Genomic DNA, 15,066 nt, shown 5'->3' with positions numbered 1-15,066 from the left:
TCCACACTTCGTACTCGTACAATTACCGAGCGTACGAGTTTCGTCCCTCCCGCCCCGCGGGCCCGCAGGTCACCGTGGGGCCCATGCCACACCAGGTACAAACCCCCACATCAGCACACACGTTCACGCAGCGCATCAGCGCCTCCCCGCGCGGGGCCCGCCTCGCCCGCAGGCTGGTGCGGTACCACCTCGACGGGTGGGGCGTCCCGTACGGCAGTGAACTCTCCGACACGGTCGCCCAGATCGCCGCCGAGCTGGCGGCCAACGCGGCGACGCACGGACGCGTACCGGGCCGCGACTTCCAGCTGCGCCTGCTGCTGCGGGCGGACGGCGTGCGGGTCGAGGTGAGCGACACGCGCACGGAGTGCGGGCCGCCGCAGCGCCCCGAACCGCCCCCGGACGAGGCCGAGTCGGGGCGGGGGCTCGTCCTGGTGGCGGCGCTGGCGGCACGGTGGGGAGTCGAGTCGCGGGCGGTCGGGAAGACGGTGTGGGCGCTGGTGGCTCCGCCGGAACGGCCGGACGACGTCTCGGACGATGTCCTGGACGAAGTCAGAGGCCCAGCACACCCGGTTCCGACGCGAGAGCCTTGAAGCGCTCGCGCGGGTCCGCGACCATCCGGCGCTCCGTGAGGTCCAGCAGACCCGCGACGCCCGTGAGCGTCGCCGCCACCGTGCCGTCCGCCTTCGTGACCGACTGCTCGACCTTGAAGGACTTGCCCTCGCCCCACACGAAGGCGCAGGACACCGTGACCTCGTCGCCCGCGTGCAGCTCGCGGAAGTAGCGCAGGGTGTTCTCCAGGGCGACCGGACCGACACCGCTGTCTATCAGGGCGCGCTGCTCGATGCCCGCCGCCCGCAGCATCGACCAGCGCGCGTGCTCCGCGTACTGGAGGTAGACGGCCTGGTTGAGATGGCCCTGCGTGTCCGTCTCGTACCCACGGACGGTGATGCTCACGGCGAACGGCTCGGACACGGTTTCCCTTTCGACGACGACGCTGCACAGCGGCTGCACAGCGGCACACTGGTGCCGCAACCCTCAACCGTCCGGTGATCAACGGCATTCCAGCCCTCAGGATCTTCGCGGCGACGCCAGGACGTACCGCGCGGCCGTACGGGCGTCGCCGTGCTCACTGACCTGCCAGCCGGCGCGCTCCAGGACCGCGCCGCAGGCACGCACGCCCTCGGCCGTCGGCTCGCGCACCTCGACCGCGTCGGGCTGCGGCGTCACGGCCACGCGATACCCCTCGCGGCCGGGCTCGGCCGGGACGCGTCCCGCCGCCTCCAGGGCTATCGCCGCCGCCTGCACCAGATGCGTGCGCTCCCAGCCGCAGGGCCGCTCCCGGTCGCCGTCCGCGTTCGTCATGCGGCGCATCTCGACCAGGCCCAGCCAGGCGTCCCGCACCTCCCGCGCCCGCGCGGGCCCCGCACCGCCGGACGGGAACTCCTCGGTGCCGGTGCGGGCGGCGAACACGCCGGGCACCGGCTCCACCGGGGCCGTCTCCGGAGCGGCCCCCTGGGGCTCGTCACGGACCCGGTGTCCCGCCGGGGTCAGGAAATACGCGTGCGGCGGGCGCGGGTGCCGGAACGCGAGCCGCAACCGGACCAGGGCGGCAAGCTGCGCCTCCGTCCCGGCCAGGCGGCCCGTGACCGGGTCGGCCGCCGCGATGATCCGCCGCTGCGCGGGTGTCGTCGGCTTCGCCATGCTCCGATAGTGCCTCGCGCCACTGACAACGGCACTGTGTCGCCCGGATCGGAAGCGGCCCGGATCGGGAGCCGTCCGGATCAGGAACCCTCCGGCCGGTCCTCGTGCTCGCGCTCGGCCGTCCCCGCCGCCGCGCGCTGCGCGACGATGGACGGCGCGAGCTCGTGCCCCGCGGCGTAGGCGTCGCCGTTGATCCCCGCCTGGACCTCCGACTTCTGGCCGGGGTCGGTCGTGCGCGGCCCGGGGCCGTTGTCCTTGGCCGTCTCGGGGACGCCCTGGAGGTTGTTCCTGAGATGGTCCAGTTCGTGGCCGATGAGTTTCTCGCTCGCGCCCGGCGGCAGGAAGACGTGGTGGCCGATCGTCATGGCCTCCGCGCCCATCGCCGCCATGGCCCGCTGCGCCACCGCGTCGTCGTGCAGGCGGCCCGCCGACAGATTGGTCTGGTAGAACGGCTCGGCCTTCTTGCGCATCGAGTCCGGCAGCGGACGGTGCGACGATCCGATGGCGTCGGCCACGAGGGCGCTCCGCGCCTCCGGCGCGGTGTCCGGGAGGCCGCCGTGCCCGCAGCCGGCACCGTGGACGTGCTGGTCCGGGCCCCCGTCCTCCTTGAGGAAGCGGGCGACGGCCTGGTTGCCGACGGAACGCTGGAGCGCGGTGACGGCCGAGGGGCTCGCCAGGGGGCCCGGCCGCGGACCCGCCACCGGCCGCGGGGGAAGGGCCGCGCGGTCCGCGCCGTGCGACGCGGTGGCGGGCCGCAGGGCGCGCGGCACCCGTCCGGCGCCGTCCCCGGCCCGCTCGCCGGGTGCTTCCTCGTGAGCCCGCATGGTTCGTCCCGTCCGGTCGGCAGGGCCCGAACCCGATACGGGCCTCCAGCCGTTCTATCCGCCCCCGGCGGGGAGCGGCAGTGCCGTTGAGGCACCCCTCGGGGCAGCCGAGGGGTGCCCCGAGGGCAACCCGCCGTGCCGTCGGTCCGGCGTCGGTCAGCGGACCTCGCCCGACGCCAGGTCCACGACCTTCTCCGCGATCCGCGCGAGCACCGCACGGTCCGCGTCGGCGTCCTGCCGCTCCGCCGGATCACCCGGGTAGGTGTCGAGCAGCACGTGCGTGGCGCCGAGCTCCTCCAGGGCGCTCAGGTCGGCGCGGAGCTGGTCCGCGTCGCCGTGGCCGAGCGGACGCTCGGGAGTGTCCGGGTGCGGGGCGAGCCTGATCTGGAGGCGCGGCACCAGGTCCGGGACGGCCCGGCCCGCCGCGTCGGCCGCGGCGGCGAGGTGGGGGAGTGCCTTGCGCAGGTGCGCGAGCGTCGGCATGAACGGGTGCCAGCCCTCGCCGAGGCGGGCCGCCCTGCGCACCGCCGCCGGGGAGTTGCCGCCCACCCACACCGGGGGGTGGGGCTTCGTCGCCGGGGCGGGGGCCGTGCGGACGTCCGCGTACGACACGTACCGGCCGTGGTACGTCGTCGGGTCGTCCGTCCACGCCGCGCGTATCGCCGCCAGGTACTCATCCGTGATCGCGCCGCGCTCCTCGAAGGGGATGCCCAGCGCCTCGTACTCCGGCCTCGACCAGCCGACGCCCGCACCCAGGACGAACCCCTCCGGGTGCATCCGGTCGATGTTCGCCGCGAGGCGGGCCGTCTGGAGGGGGTGGCGGTACGGGATCACCGTGACCGTGGTGCCCAGGCGGAGGCCCGGGACCCTGCCCGCGAGGTGGGCCGCCAGGAGGAACTGGTCGTAGAACGGGGCCGGGTACGCCTCGTGGACGTCCGGGGTCACCGCGATGTGGTCGCTGATCATCGCGAAGGTGAAGCCCAGGTGGCGGGCCGTTCTCGCCTGGGCGGTGAGGGTTTCCGGGGTGGTGCCGGGGCCGAAGTTCAGGAGGTTGACGCCGTATCGCATGCGGGTCAGTGTTCCTGATCGGTGAGCGGGTGGATGGGGGTGGGGGGTGGGCGGGGTGCCTCGCGGTGCGCCCCGGTCCCGCCCCTTCCCGAACCGGGGCTCCGCCCCGGACCCCGCTCCTCAAACGCCGGAGGGGCTGAAAAGCGCCCTCACGGCCGCAGGTTCCACGTGGCCAGGACCGGGCGGCCGTGCTCGTAGCCGAGGCGGCTCACCGTGCCGGTGGCCAGTTGGAAGTGGGCGCCCGCCGCAGGGGGGAAGCCGAGGCGGCGGGCGGCGAGGACGCGGAGGAAGTGGCCGTGGGCGAAGAGGACGACGCTGCCCTCGGTGTTGGCGAGCGCCGCGTCGACCTTGGCGAGCATCCGGTCGGCCCGCTCCCCGACCTGCTCGGGCGACTCACCGGGGTGTTCGGACGGCCCGGGAGCCACGCCGTCCGTGAACAGGAACCAGTCCGGACGGGCCCGGTGGATCTCCACGGTGGTGACCCCCTCGTACGCCCCGTAGTCCCACTCGGCGAGGTCGGGGTCCACGCGCGCGTCCCCGCAGCCGGCCAGCTCCGCCGTCTCCCGCGCCCGCGACCGCGGACTGGTGAAGGCGGCGTCGACACGGTACTTCCCGATGAGCGAGGCGATGGAACGGGCCTGCTCCCGGCCCCGGTCGGTGAGGGGGATGTCCGACCAGCCGGTGTGCTGCCCGGACAGCGACCACTCGGTCTCGCCGTGCCGGACGAGGAGAAGATCACCCATGGTGTCGACGGTCCTGTTCTGACGGGCGGAACGTCAGTTCCGCGTATGTATACGAGATTCGCATGTATGGCGGTCCCCGGCTTTGGATAGCGATGTGCCCAGGCCACCTCTGGCCATCCCTCATTGAAGTCGAAGGGTGTTCATCGTGCATCCGGCTCAGAAATTCGGCGACAACCCTGTCGAAGTACGAGAAACCGGCCACTACACGGAGGAATACGTACCAAGCTTCGTCGAAAAGTGGGACTCACTCATAGATTGGGAGAGGAGGGCGCAGAGCGAGGGAAACTTCTTCATCGACCTGCTGCGCAAGCGGGGCGTGAAGAGCGTGCTCGACGTCGCGACCGGCACCGGGTTCCACTCGGTGCGGCTGCTGGCCGCCGGGTTCGACACCGTCAGCGCGGACGGCAGCGCCGACATGCTGGCGGCGGCCTTCGCCAACGGCATGGAGGACGGCCACGTGATGCGGGTCGTCCAGGCGGACTGGCGCTGGCTCAACCGCGACGTGCACGGCGAGTACGACGCCATCGTCTGCCTCGGCAACTCCTTCACGCACCTGTTCTCGGAGCGCGACCGCCGCAGGGCGCTCGCCGAGTTCTACGCGATGCTCAAGCACGACGGCATCCTCGTCCTGGACCAGCGCAACTACGACGCGATCCTCGACGACGGCTACACCAGCAAGCACACGTACTACTACTGCGGCGAAGACGTCTCCGTGGAACCCGAGTACGTCGACGAGGGACTCGTCCGGATGCGGTACAGCTTCCCGGACGACTCCGTCTACCACCTCAACATGTTCCCGCTGCGCAAGGACTACACACGCAGACTGATGTCCGAGGTCGGCTTCCAGAACGTGGAGACCTACGGCGACTTCCAGCACACCTACCGGGGGGAGCAGCCCGACTTCTTCGTCCACGTCGCGGAGAAGGAGTACCGCGACGACGAGCAGCAGGACGAGCGCTACTCGGGCGCGGTCGGTGTCGCCCGCACCTACTACAACTCCGCCGACGCCGACGCCTTCTACGCCGAGGTGTGGGGCGGCGAGGACATCCACATCGGCCTGTACGAGCGCCCCGGCGAGCCCATCGCCGACGCCAGCCGGCGCACCGTCGAGGCGATGGCCGCCAAGCTGAACCTCACCGAGGACTCCGTCGTCCTCGACCTCGGCTCCGGGTACGGCGGCTCCGCCCGGTACCTGGCGTCGACGTACGGCTGCCGGGTCCTCGCGCTCAACCTCAGCGAGGTGGAGAACCAGCGGCACAAGGAGCTGAACCGGCGCCGGTCCCTGTCCGGGCTGATCGAGGTCGTCGACGGGTCCTTCGAGGACATCCCCTATCCGGACGCCGCGGTCGACGTGGTCTGGTCGCAGGACGCGTTCCTGCACAGCGGCAACCGGGCGCGGGTCCTGGAGGAGGTCTCCCGGGTGCTGCGGCCCGACGGGCAGGTGATCTTCACCGACCCGATGGCCGACGACGACTGCCCGCCCGGAGTCCTTCAGCCGATCCTCGACCGCATCCACCTGGACGACATGGGGTCACCGGGGTTCTACGCGCGCGAGCTGGCCCGGCTCGGGTTCGCACCGGCGGGCGAGGGGTTCGAGGAGCACCGCGCGGAGCTGGTCACGCACTACGCGCGGGTCCTGGAGGAGACCGAGCGCCAGGAGGCCGACGGGCTCGCCCGGCTCGTCAGCCACGACTACCTCACCCAGATGAAGCTCGGCCTCGCCCGCTGGGTCGCCGCCGGACGCGACGGGCACATCACGTGGGGCATCCTCCACTACCGCCGGGGCGGCGGTACCGCCTGACGGCCGGCCGGAGCGCCGGGGCGGCGCCGACAGCCTCGGCGCTCCGGCCGCCCCGCACCCCTCAGGCCGGCCGCAGTTCCCGGCCCCCGAACGCGCCCGTACCGTCCGCCTGCTTCCACCAGGACTCCAGGCCCGCCTGGTCCAGGCCGCGCCAGCGCGGGGTGTCCTCGACCAGGGCGTGGCCGAGGCGGCGGCCCAGGTCGACCATGGCGCGTCCGGCCACCGTGCGGTCGGTGTCGTAGGCCTGGAGGGCCTCGGGCCAGGTCGTCGCCGTGACGATGGCGGACTCCAGGACCGTGGCGTCCTGGAGGGCCTTCACCGCGCCCGCACCGGTGTGCGGCCGCGCGACGGTCGCCGCGTCGCCCGCGAGCAGCACCCGGTCCCGGGCGTACCGCGGCGCCGTGAAGTCGTACATCGGCTGGAGGAACAGCTCCTCCGGCCGGGTCGCGCGCACCAGGGCGCCCCAGTAGGGCGGCATCAGGGCGTCGGCGACATGGGCGAGGTGGGCGGCGAGGGCGTCCGTGAGACCGCCCGGGGGCAGGCTCGTGGGTCTTGTGAAGCCGAGGCCCGCGTCCGGGCCCTCGGGCGGCGCGGTGTACAGGATCCAGTTCACGCGGTGGCCGCCCGCGCCGTCCGGGATGCGGTACACGACCGCGTGCCCGCCGTCGAAGACGACGTACACGCAGTCCTCCTCGGCCCACAGGTGCGGATCGGCGAGCCGGTCGTGCGGATACGCGCCGCGCCAGGCCAGATAGCCCGCGTACCGCGCGTCGAGGCCTGGGTGGGCGGCGGCGCGGACCACGGAGCGGTAGCCGTCCGCGCCGATCACGACGTCGTACCGCTCGGTGCCCGCGGCGGTGTCCACCTCCGCGCCCGCGGCCCCGGCGCGCACGGCCTCGACACAGGTGCCGGTGCGGAACTCCACGGACTCCGGCAACCGGCGCCGCAGCTCGCCCCAGAGCGGCCCCCAGTTGTAGGTGCGGAACGGGAACGGCAGCGTGCCGATCTCGCGTCCCAGCGGGCCCGCGGCGCGCTCGTCGCGGACGTACCAGCGGCGTCTGACGAGCTGCACCCACGGCATGTCCGCGTCCATGTACCCCGCCGACTCCAGCTCCGCGTAGCGGGAGTTGTGCACCCCGAGGCCGACGCCGCGTTCCGTGAGGCGGCCCGAGGCCCGCTCGTACACCGTGATCTCGTCCGCGCCGCCGCGGTGCGCCGCCAGCGCCATGGCGCAGCCCGCGACGCTGCCGCCGACGACGGCGACCCTGCCCGAATGCATCATCGCGCCATCCTGACAGGACCGGTGACGTTCTGTCATGAGCACATTTCAGCGCGTGCCCGGTGCGCCCCCGACCGCCATGGACACGCCCCGACCGGCGAAGAACGGCTCGAAGGCGGCCGGGGAGAGGTCCGCCGTGCGGGAGCGCGCATCGATGCCCGAGGGGTTGTGGAAGTGCAGGGCGCCGTCCGCCGTGCGCCCCGTGAGGAGGACCAGGTGCCCGCCCCTGCCGGGCGCGGGGTGCTCAGGGCGGCGGATCTCGAAGTGCACGGACGCGATCACCGTCCGGCCCGCGTCCAGGAGTTCGGCGATCTCCTCGACGGTGAGGTGGCGGTGCACGGTCGCGTCCACGGCGTGCACCTCGCGCACGTACTCGGCGAACGGCGCGTAGATCAGCCCGCGGATCGTGCCCCCGGCGTCCGCGGTGTCCGCTGCGTCTTCGGTGTAGGCCCCGTACTTCAGGGCGCCGTCCCGCAGCTCGAACAGCGAGGGCGCCGACGGGCCGAGCGCCATCCGCAGACAGGTGAGTCCGCACAGATGGCTGCACCAGCGCGCGTAGTCCTCCGAAGTGGCCGCGCCCGACTCCCGCCAGGCCGGGTCGTCGGCCGGGTCGTGGCCCTCGTACACGATCCTCCCGACCAGGTCCGGCGAGGCGAACTGGGTCAGGGACGGGGCGTGACAGGTGGTGCAGGGGGTCACTCGCGCACTCCTCGACTGCCGACGTGACGGCCGGGACCGGCGGGCGGCGCCACCGGCCGGACCGTGGGCCGGGCTACTGGCGGTATCCGCTCAGGAAGCGGCCGATGCGGCTGATCGCCGCGTCCAGGTCGTCAGCGTACGGGAGGGTGAGGATGCGGAAGTGGTCGGGGCGCGGCCAGTTGAAGCCCGTGCCCTGGACGACCTGGATCTTCTCCCGGAGCAGGAGGTCGAGGACGAACTTCTCGTCGTCGTGGATCGGGTGCACCTTCGGGTCCAGGCGCGCGAAGGCGTAGAGCGCGCCCCGCGGCTTCACGCAGGAGACGCCCGGGATCTCGTTGAGCTTCTGCCAGGCGCGGTCGCGCTGCTCGTACAGGCGGCCGCCGGGGGCCGTCAGCTCGTGGATGGACTGGCGGCCGCCGAGGGCCGCCTGGATCGCGTACTGGGCGGGCGCGTTGGGGCACAGGCGCATGGAGGCCAGCATCGTCAGGCCCTCCAGATAGTCGCGCGCGTGCTGCTTGGGGCCCGTGACCACCAGCCAGCCGGAGCGGAAGCCCGCGACCCGGTACGTCTTGGAGAGGCCGCAGAAGGTCAGGACCACCAGGTCCGGCGCCAGCGAGGCGACGCTGTGGTGCACCGCGTCGTCGTACAGGATCTGGTCGTAGATCTCGTCGGCGAACACCATCAGGCCGTGCCTGCGGGCGAGGTCGAGGATGCCTTCGAGGATCTCGCGCGGATAGACCGCGCCGGTCGGGTTGTTCGGGTTGATGATCACGACGGCCTTGGTGCGGTCGGTGATCTTCGACGCCATGTCGTCGAGGTCCGGGTACCAGTCGGCCTGCTCGTCGCACAGGTAGTGCACGGCCTTCCCTCCGGAGAGGGTCGTCACGGCCGTCCACAGCGGGAAGTCCGGCGCCGGGATCAGGACTTCGTCACCGTCTTCGAGGAGCGCCTGCACGGCCATCGTGACCAGCTCGGACACGCCGTTGCCGAGGAAGACGTCGTCCACGGAGACGTCCTCGATGCCGAGCGCCTGATAGCGCTGGGCGACGGCGCGGCGGGCGGAGAGGACGCCGCGCGAGTCCGTGTAGCCGTGCGCGCCCGGCAGCATCCGGATCATGTCCTGGACGATCTCCTCGGGCGCCTCGAAGCCGAAGAGCGCGGGGTTGCCCGTGTTGAGGCGCAGGACGCTGTGGCCCGCCTCCTCCAGGGCGTCCGCGTGCTCGATGACCGGGCCCCGGATCTCGTAACAGACCTCGCTGAGCTTGCTCGACTGCCGGAACTCCATGCGGTGTGCCTCCCGTGGCGTGCGTTACTTGGTTTTACCAAGCTGCCGCTTGGAAAGTCCAACAACTTGTCTAGACTGCGACGCATGCCACCTCGACAGCGCCGAAGCTACGACCAGTACTGCGCCGCCGCCCGCGCCCTCGACGCCGTCGGCGACCGCTGGACCCTGCTGATCGTCCGGGAGCTGCTCGCCGGGCCGCGCCGCTACTCGGATCTGCACGCCGATCTGCCCGGCGTCAGCACGGACGTGCTCGCCTCGCGGCTCAAGGACATGGAGCAGGGGGGTCTCGCCGAGCGGCGGCGCATGCCCGCGCCCGTCTCCGCGTACGTGTACGAACTCACCCCGCGCGGGCGGGAGTTGCTGCCCGTGCTGCGGGCGCTCGCCGAGTGGGGGGCCGAGGGTCTCGGGGAGCGCACCCCTACGGACGCGGTGCGGGCGCACTGGTTCGCGCTGCCGCTCCTCGGCGTCGTCGGCCTGGAGGCCGGTGTGCTGGAGGTGCACCTGCCGGAGGGGGAGTTCCATGTGCGGGTGGGGGGCGACGGGGCCGTCTCGTACGGGGACGGGCCCGCGCCCGAGGTGCCCGACGCGCGGATGGTCCTGGACGCGGGGACCGCCGTCGAGCTCGGGCGTGGCGTTCTGGGGGTGGCCGAGGGGGTTCGCGGCGGGCGGATCGCTGTCAGCGGGGACAGTGCGTTGGCCAAGGTGCTGCGGGCGGGGTGAAGGGGTGGGCCTGTGCCCTCGCGGGGCGCCCCGGGCCCACCCCTTCACCGTAACCAGGGGCGCCGCGCCCCCTGGACCCCCGCTCTTGTCGGCGCTCCGCGCCTCGTCCTCAGGCGCCGGACGGGCTGGAATTGCGCTTCGCGCTCGTCCTCAAGCGCCGGACAGGCTGGGATTTCGACGGGCGGGAGAGAAGGGTGGGTGGGTGGGGAAAGACCGCCGCGGAGCGGCGGCCTGTCCCGCTCGGCCTCAAGCGCCGGACGGGCTGGAGACCTGGCCCCTGCCCCGGGTCAGGGTGTAGCCCCCGACGCCCGCCAGGGCGGCGAGTACGCCGCCGGCTCCCGTCCAGATCCAGCGGTCCGTCCACCAGCCGGAGGCCCAGCCGTCCTCGGGCTCACCGGCCGACGGCTGGGAGCCCGGCACGAGCGGGGCGCCCAGGGTGCCGTCCACCGCCGCCGAGCCGCCGATGTCCTTGGACGTCGCCTCGACCTCGGCGGTGACCGGCTGGCCGAGGTCCGCGGTGCGCAGACCGGTCGCCGTCAGGCGGATGTAGTACGTGCCGGGCAGCGGGTCGTCGGCCCACGTGTCCGACCAGGCGCGCACCGTGCGCAGGGTGCAGGCCAGCTCCACCGGTCCCGAGCCGGTGGCCGTGCGCGCCTGCATGCCGTACATGCAGGGCTGACGGCGCCTCAGGCCGTCGTACACGTCGATCCGCCACTTCGCGCCGGACGCGCCCGACGCGGACTCGGGGAGCTTCACCGTCGCCTCGACGGTGGGCCGCCGGCCGGCGTCCGCGGGGAAGGACCAGTACAGGTAGTCGCCGGTGGAGGCGCTCGCCGTGCCCTTCTGGCCCTGCTCGATGCCGGTCGCCGTACGGAAGGACGTGCCCGCGTCGGCGCGCTTGCCGTCCTTGCCGTCCCCGTCGCCGGGGGCCGCGAACGCCGCACCGGAGGTGAGCAGCGCGCCGAGGCCGAGCAGCCCGGCCAGCGCCGCGAGACGTGTGGTACGCATCAGTTCGTCCTCCAGACAGCGAAGCGCCAGCGCGAGAGCCAGCCCCACAGCAGACCGCCCACGAAACCGGTGAGCACCAGGGCGCCGAGCAGCCACCAGCCGCGGCCGAGGCCGAAGGCCGCCACGTCGGAGGGGCCGTCGGGGGCGTCCACGATGTCGACGGCCAGCTCGACGGGGAGGCCGGGCTTGCCCTTGGCGGCGGCTCCCGCGGCGGGCGAGTAGGAGTGGGACACCTGGAGGCAGACGATCTCCTTGTCGTCGCCCGAGCCGCCCGAGTCGTTGTCGTCGTCGCGCTCCGGCTTCGGGTAGCGCAGGCCCGTCGAGAGGACGTCCGTCCGGCCGTCGCCCGCCGCGGAGCCGCGTACGATCTCGCGGTCGTGCCGGGTGACCGCGCGCAACAGCACGCCGTAGTCGTTGTTCACGGCCCGGTCGGCGCCGACGCTGACCGAGGCACGCAGCTCCTCGCCGGGCGCCACGTCCACGCGGTACCAGCGGTGCTCGCCGAACCCGGCGCGGTCGGTGTACAGGCCCGGCTTCAGCTGCGGAGCCGCGGAGCACCGGTCGGCGCCCGTCACGGCGACGGGGTTGACGGCCGGGTCGGCCGCCCGGTCCACCAACTGGCCCACCCGGTCGGTGAGTTCGTCGGTGTGCCGGACGGAGGTGTAGGTGCCGCCGGTGGCCTCGGCGATGCAGCTCAGCTGGGCGCGCATCTTGGTGTTCGGGACCAGGCCGAGGGTGTCGATGGTGAGGTTGATGCCCTTGGCGGCGATCTCCCGCGCCACCTCGCACGGGTCGAGGGGCTGGCAGGTGTCCTCGCCGTCGCTGATGAGGACGATGCGGCGGGAGCCCTCGCCGCCCTTCAGGTCGTCGGCGGCCTTCAGCAGCGCCGGGCCGATCGGCGTGAAGCCGGTGGGCGACAGCGTGGCCACGGCCGTCTTGGCGTCCCCGCGGTCCAGCGGGCCCACCGGGTAGAGCTGCTCGGTGTCCTTGCAGCCGGTCCTGCGGTCCTCGCCGCGGTAGTTGGCGCCGAGGGTGCGGATGCCAAGATCGACGTCCTCGGGGGTGGCGTCGAGCACCTCGTTGAAGGCCTGCTTCGCCGCGGCCATCCGGCTCTTGCCGTCGATGTCGCGGGCCCGCATCGAACCGCTCACGTCGAGCACGAGCTCGACCTTGGGCTTCGCCCCGCCCTCGGCGGTCTCGGAGTCGTCGGGGGTGTCGGCCGCGTACGCCGCCGCGGGCGCGAGCCCCATGCTCAGGGCCGCGACGAGGGCACTGAGCCCCACCGCGAACCGTTTTCTGGTGATCATCAGCGGATCCTATGGATCAAGGTCCGTCCGCTCCAAAAAAGGGTGTCGGGGACGCCGGTCCGGGCCGTTGGCGCCGACAGGGGCGCTGCTCCCCGCGCCCCTCCTGCCTCCTGCGGCAGGAGGGGCCCGGCTCCCGGAGGGCCGGGCCCCTTCTCACCCCGATGCCAGCAGGTCGAGCAGCTCGGGCGTGACGAACTCGTCCGCCGGGCAGGCCCCGGACATCGCCGAGAAGTAGCGGTCGGTGAGTTCGGCGCTGCCGGCGATCACCCGGAGCAGATCGATCTGATGTCTGCTCGCGGCGAGCGCGGCGGTGGTGAGCGTGTTGCGGTAGTCGGTGATCAGCATGTCGTCGCGGAGCACGGCGAAGCTGTCGAGCGCACCGCCGAGCAGCCGCGGGTCGTGCAGTCCGTCGCCGACGCAGTCGACGAGCAACTGGACCTGCCGGAAAGCGTCCGTGATACCCCGTGCGGTGATGGAGTCCTTGTGGTGCCCGGCATCCCCCACCAGCACCCAGCCGGGTCCTGCGGCCTTCCGGAAGAAGTTCCGCTGGTCGCCCGTGCCGTGCAGCCGCTCGACCATATGACCGTCGGCCATCTGCTCGCGCAGCTCCGGCGCGGTCTCGCCGACCGCGTCGAGCAACGCCCCGAGCGCGTTGCCGCGCAACTGACCGAACCGGTGCTGCGGGAAGTACGCGCCGACCAGCGTGGCACCGTCGTTGGTGGGGATGGCCCCCACCCAGCTCCCGGCCGCCTCGTGCAGCCGGAACCGCTGCGGCAGCCCCGACCAGAAGGTGTAGTAGGCGCAGCTCATCTTGCGGTCCTCGATCTCGACGGGCGCGCCCACCTTGGCCGCGACCGTCGACCGCATCCCGTCCGCGCCGACGACCAGAGCGGCACGCACGGTGTACTCGGTTCCGCCCGAGCGCACCCGCACCCCCGTCGCCCGCTCCTCCTCGAAGACCACGTCGACCACGGTGGACTCGTCGCGGAACTCGGCCCCGGCGTCGACCGCGGCCTGGGCCAGGAGGGAGTCGAGGAGATGACGGCGGGGCGCGAAGGCGGTCCGCACCCCGTCGACGGCCCACGAGGAACCCTCCAGACGGACATCCGCCACGGTGTAGCTGACCCGGTCGATCGGCGGGCACCCGGTGGCGGCCACCCGGGGCAGCACGCCCCACCGCTTGAGCAACGCGCACCCGGGCTGGTGGATGAGCAGCGTGGACAGGGTGTCCCGGGGGAAGCGCCCGCGCTCCAGGAGCAGGACCCGGTAGCCCGCCCGTGCCAGCAGCATGGCGGTCGGGGCTCCGGCGACGCGGGCGCCCACCACGACGACGTCGTAGGTGTCGTCCATCGCGGCCGTCTACCTGCGGGTGCGCAGCGGCAACGTCCACACCCCGGTGAAGTCGGGCGAGGTGAGGAACCGCGGTGTGCGCTCGTGGTCGACGCGCACCTCGGTGAACCGGTCGAGCAGGATGTTCAGGGCGACCCGTCCTTCCAGCCGGGCCAGCGGGGCGCCGAGGCAGAAGTGGACGCCCTGGCTGAACCCGAGGTGCGGATTGGGGTTCCGGGTGATGTCGAAGGTGTCCGGATCGGGGAAGCGGCGGGGATCCCGGTTGGCGGCGGAGAGCCACACCTCCACCATCTGGTCCTTGGGGATGCGCGTACCGCCGAGTTCCACGTCGGCGTCGGTGGCACGGTAGGCGGAGGCCAGCGGGCTGAGGCAGCGCAGCGACTCCTCAATCGCGGCGGGCACCAGACCGCGGTCCGCACGGACCCGCGCCATCTGCTCCGGGTACGCGTCCAGGCACAGGAGCGTGTTGCCCAGCAGCATGGTGGTGGTGACGTGGCCGGCGAAGAACAGCAGGCTGGTGAAGTTGACCACCTGGTTGTCGGTGAGCCGGTCACCGTCGACCTCGGCCTGGACCAGGCGGGTCAGCAGGTCGTTCTTCGGATTCCTGCGCCGGTCGATGACGTGTTCCAGCAGATAGTCGTTCATCTTGCGCTGGTCGTCGCTCTGGCTGGCGATCGAGCGGGCCTGCTCGCCGTCCTCGTCCGTGGTCTTGATCTGACCGCGTTCGGCGAGGCTGTCGTCCGCCCACTTCTTGATCAGGTCGCGGTCCTCCCGGGGCGTCCCGAGCAGATCGGCTATGACGATCATGGGCAGGGGGTACGCGAGGGCGTCCACCAGGTCGAACTCGTCGCTCTCCAGCTCGTCGATCAGCTCGTCGGTCACCTTGGCGATGCTCGGTTCGAGATCGGCCACCATCTTCGGCGTGAACGCCCGGCTGACCAGCGCGCGCAGCTTCTTGTGCTCCGGCGGGTCGAGCTGGGTCAGATTGCCGTCGAAGTCCCACTGGTCGGAACCGGGCACGAACCTGCGTGCCACGTCGGAGGAGTACGTCGCCGGGTCCCCCAGCACGGTGACCGCCTCGGGGTACCCGTAGACGTGCCACATGCCCGTTTCCTTGTCGAATTCGACGGGCTCGCTCGGTCGCTCACCGCGCAGCCAGGTGTGGCGCGGGTGGACGTTCCACAAGTCGGTGATCGCGTTCATGGATTCTCTTTCGCTCGGAAGGCGCTCGGGTTCGCTCGGGTTCGCTCGGAAGGCGCTCGGGTTCGCTCGGGTTCGCTC

The 15,066-nt window shown here is 72.5% G+C and carries 15 protein-coding genes; 3 read left to right on the top strand and 12 right to left on the bottom strand.

Annotation, left to right across the window (positions count from 1 at the left end):
• The first annotated feature begins 83 nt into the window (after window positions 1-83).
• Complete coding sequence (locus GPA10_RS15990) at window positions 84-590, top strand: ATP-binding protein (protein WP_157166120.1); 507 nt, start codon at window positions 84-86, stop codon at window positions 588-590.
• Here GPA10_RS15990 and GPA10_RS15985 read toward each other — a convergent pair.
• The 5 genes from GPA10_RS15985 to GPA10_RS15965 form a co-directional block, all read right to left on the bottom strand.
• Window positions 550-972, bottom strand: coding sequence for an acyl-CoA thioesterase (locus GPA10_RS15985; protein WP_058849453.1), 423 nt, complete (start codon window positions 970-972; stop codon window positions 550-552). The genes GPA10_RS15990 and GPA10_RS15985 overlap by 41 nt on opposite strands.
• Window positions 973-1,068: 96 nt before the next feature.
• Complete coding sequence (locus tag GPA10_RS15980; protein ID WP_157166119.1) at window positions 1,069-1,701, bottom strand: hypothetical protein; 633 nt, start codon at window positions 1,699-1,701, stop codon at window positions 1,069-1,071.
• 80 nt (window positions 1,702-1,781) lie between these two features.
• On the bottom strand, window positions 1,782-2,525 hold the full coding sequence (locus GPA10_RS15975; RefSeq protein ID WP_157166118.1) for an eCIS core domain-containing protein: 744 nt from the start codon (window positions 2,523-2,525) through the stop codon (window positions 1,782-1,784).
• Between the two features lie 156 nt (window positions 2,526-2,681).
• The gene (locus GPA10_RS15970; protein WP_157166117.1) at window positions 2,682-3,593 is read right to left on the bottom strand and encodes a TIGR03619 family F420-dependent LLM class oxidoreductase; all 912 of its coding nucleotides are present in this window, start codon (window positions 3,591-3,593) and stop codon (window positions 2,682-2,684) included.
• 149 nt (window positions 3,594-3,742) lie between these two features.
• A complete protein-coding gene (locus GPA10_RS15965; RefSeq protein ID WP_157166116.1) occupies window positions 3,743-4,336 on the bottom strand; it encodes a histidine phosphatase family protein in 594 nt (197 codons plus the stop codon).
• Between the two features lie 145 nt (window positions 4,337-4,481).
• Here GPA10_RS15965 and GPA10_RS15960 point away from each other — a divergent pair, with 145 nt between their 5' ends.
• Window positions 4,482-6,137, top strand: a complete 1,656-nt coding sequence (locus tag GPA10_RS15960) for a glycine/sarcosine N-methyltransferase (RefSeq protein ID WP_343040938.1) — start codon at window positions 4,482-4,484, stop codon at window positions 6,135-6,137.
• Window positions 6,138-6,198: 61 nt separating this feature from the next.
• Here the strand turns inward: GPA10_RS15960 and GPA10_RS15955 are convergent, their stop codons facing one another.
• The 3 genes from GPA10_RS15955 to GPA10_RS15945 all read right to left on the bottom strand — a co-directional run bounded on the left by GPA10_RS15955 (window position 6,199) and on the right by GPA10_RS15945 (window position 9,400).
• Window positions 6,199-7,416: an FAD-dependent monooxygenase gene (locus GPA10_RS15955; RefSeq protein WP_157166275.1), complete on the bottom strand. Its 1,218-nt coding sequence runs from the start codon at window positions 7,414-7,416 to the stop codon at window positions 6,199-6,201.
• A 48-nt stretch (window positions 7,417-7,464) separates the two neighbouring features.
• Window positions 7,465-8,115 carry a C39 family peptidase gene (locus GPA10_RS15950; protein WP_343040937.1) on the bottom strand — a complete coding sequence of 217 codons (651 nt, stop codon included), beginning with the start codon at window positions 8,113-8,115 and terminating at the stop codon, window positions 7,465-7,467.
• A gap of 73 nt (window positions 8,116-8,188) precedes the next feature.
• Window positions 8,189-9,400, bottom strand: a complete 1,212-nt coding sequence (locus tag GPA10_RS15945; RefSeq protein ID WP_058849244.1) for a pyridoxal phosphate-dependent aminotransferase — start codon at window positions 9,398-9,400, stop codon at window positions 8,189-8,191.
• An 84-nt stretch (window positions 9,401-9,484) separates the two neighbouring features.
• Between GPA10_RS15945 and GPA10_RS15940 the strand changes: the two genes are divergently transcribed.
• Window positions 9,485-10,120, top strand: coding sequence for a winged helix-turn-helix transcriptional regulator (locus tag GPA10_RS15940; RefSeq protein WP_157166115.1), 636 nt, complete (start codon window positions 9,485-9,487; stop codon window positions 10,118-10,120).
• A gap of 246 nt (window positions 10,121-10,366) precedes the next feature.
• Here the strand turns inward: GPA10_RS15940 and GPA10_RS15935 are convergent, their stop codons facing one another.
• The 4 genes from GPA10_RS15935 to GPA10_RS15920 form a co-directional block, all read right to left on the bottom strand.
• On the bottom strand, window positions 10,367-11,128 hold the full coding sequence (locus tag GPA10_RS15935; RefSeq protein WP_058849242.1) for a hypothetical protein: 762 nt from the start codon (window positions 11,126-11,128) through the stop codon (window positions 10,367-10,369).
• On the bottom strand, window positions 11,128-12,435 hold the full coding sequence (locus tag GPA10_RS15930) for a VWA domain-containing protein (RefSeq protein ID WP_157166114.1): 1,308 nt from the start codon (window positions 12,433-12,435) through the stop codon (window positions 11,128-11,130). The genes GPA10_RS15935 and GPA10_RS15930 overlap by 1 nt, the downstream gene beginning before the upstream one ends.
• Window positions 12,436-12,588: 153 nt before the next feature.
• A complete protein-coding gene (locus GPA10_RS15925) occupies window positions 12,589-13,785 on the bottom strand; it encodes an NAD(P)/FAD-dependent oxidoreductase (RefSeq protein ID WP_157166113.1) in 1,197 nt (398 codons plus the stop codon).
• 9 nt (window positions 13,786-13,794) lie between these two features.
• The gene (locus GPA10_RS15920) at window positions 13,795-14,988 is read right to left on the bottom strand and encodes a cytochrome P450 (RefSeq protein WP_157166112.1); all 1,194 of its coding nucleotides are present in this window, start codon (window positions 14,986-14,988) and stop codon (window positions 13,795-13,797) included.
• Between the last annotated feature and the right edge of the window lie 78 nt (window positions 14,989-15,066).

Source organism: Streptomyces typhae (assembly GCF_009755605.1).
Classification (GTDB): domain Bacteria; phylum Actinomycetota; class Actinomycetes; order Streptomycetales; family Streptomycetaceae; genus Streptomyces; species Streptomyces typhae.
The sequence above is the reverse complement of the archived record's forward strand: the minus strand, read 5'-3'. Positions and strand labels throughout refer to the sequence as shown.

Coding starts and splice junctions, on each gene's coding strand:
- GPA10_RS15935 (WP_058849242.1), bottom strand. CDS start 11,128: ATGCGTACCACACGTCTCGCGGCGCTGGCCGGGCTGCTCGGCCTCGGC.
- GPA10_RS15940 (WP_157166115.1), top strand. CDS start 9,485: ATGCCACCTCGACAGCGCCGAAGCTACGACCAGTACTGCGCCGCCGCC.
- GPA10_RS15920 (WP_157166112.1), bottom strand. CDS start 14,988: ATGAACGCGATCACCGACTTGTGGAACGTCCACCCGCGCCACACCTGG.
- GPA10_RS15925 (WP_157166113.1), bottom strand. CDS start 13,785: ATGGACGACACCTACGACGTCGTCGTGGTGGGCGCCCGCGTCGCCGGA.
- GPA10_RS15980 (WP_157166119.1), bottom strand. CDS start 1,701: ATGGCGAAGCCGACGACACCCGCGCAGCGGCGGATCATCGCGGCGGCC.
- GPA10_RS15990 (WP_157166120.1), top strand. CDS start 84: ATGCCACACCAGGTACAAACCCCCACATCAGCACACACGTTCACGCAG.
- GPA10_RS15975 (WP_157166118.1), bottom strand. CDS start 2,525: ATGCGGGCTCACGAGGAAGCACCCGGCGAGCGGGCCGGGGACGGCGCC.
- GPA10_RS15955 (WP_157166275.1), bottom strand. CDS start 7,416: ATGCATTCGGGCAGGGTCGCCGTCGTCGGCGGCAGCGTCGCGGGCTGC.
- GPA10_RS15930 (WP_157166114.1), bottom strand. CDS start 12,435: ATGATCACCAGAAAACGGTTCGCGGTGGGGCTCAGTGCCCTCGTCGCG.
- GPA10_RS15965 (WP_157166116.1), bottom strand. CDS start 4,336: ATGGGTGATCTTCTCCTCGTCCGGCACGGCGAGACCGAGTGGTCGCTG.
- GPA10_RS15945 (WP_058849244.1), bottom strand. CDS start 9,400: ATGGAGTTCCGGCAGTCGAGCAAGCTCAGCGAGGTCTGTTACGAGATC.
- GPA10_RS15970 (WP_157166117.1), bottom strand. CDS start 3,593: ATGCGATACGGCGTCAACCTCCTGAACTTCGGCCCCGGCACCACCCCG.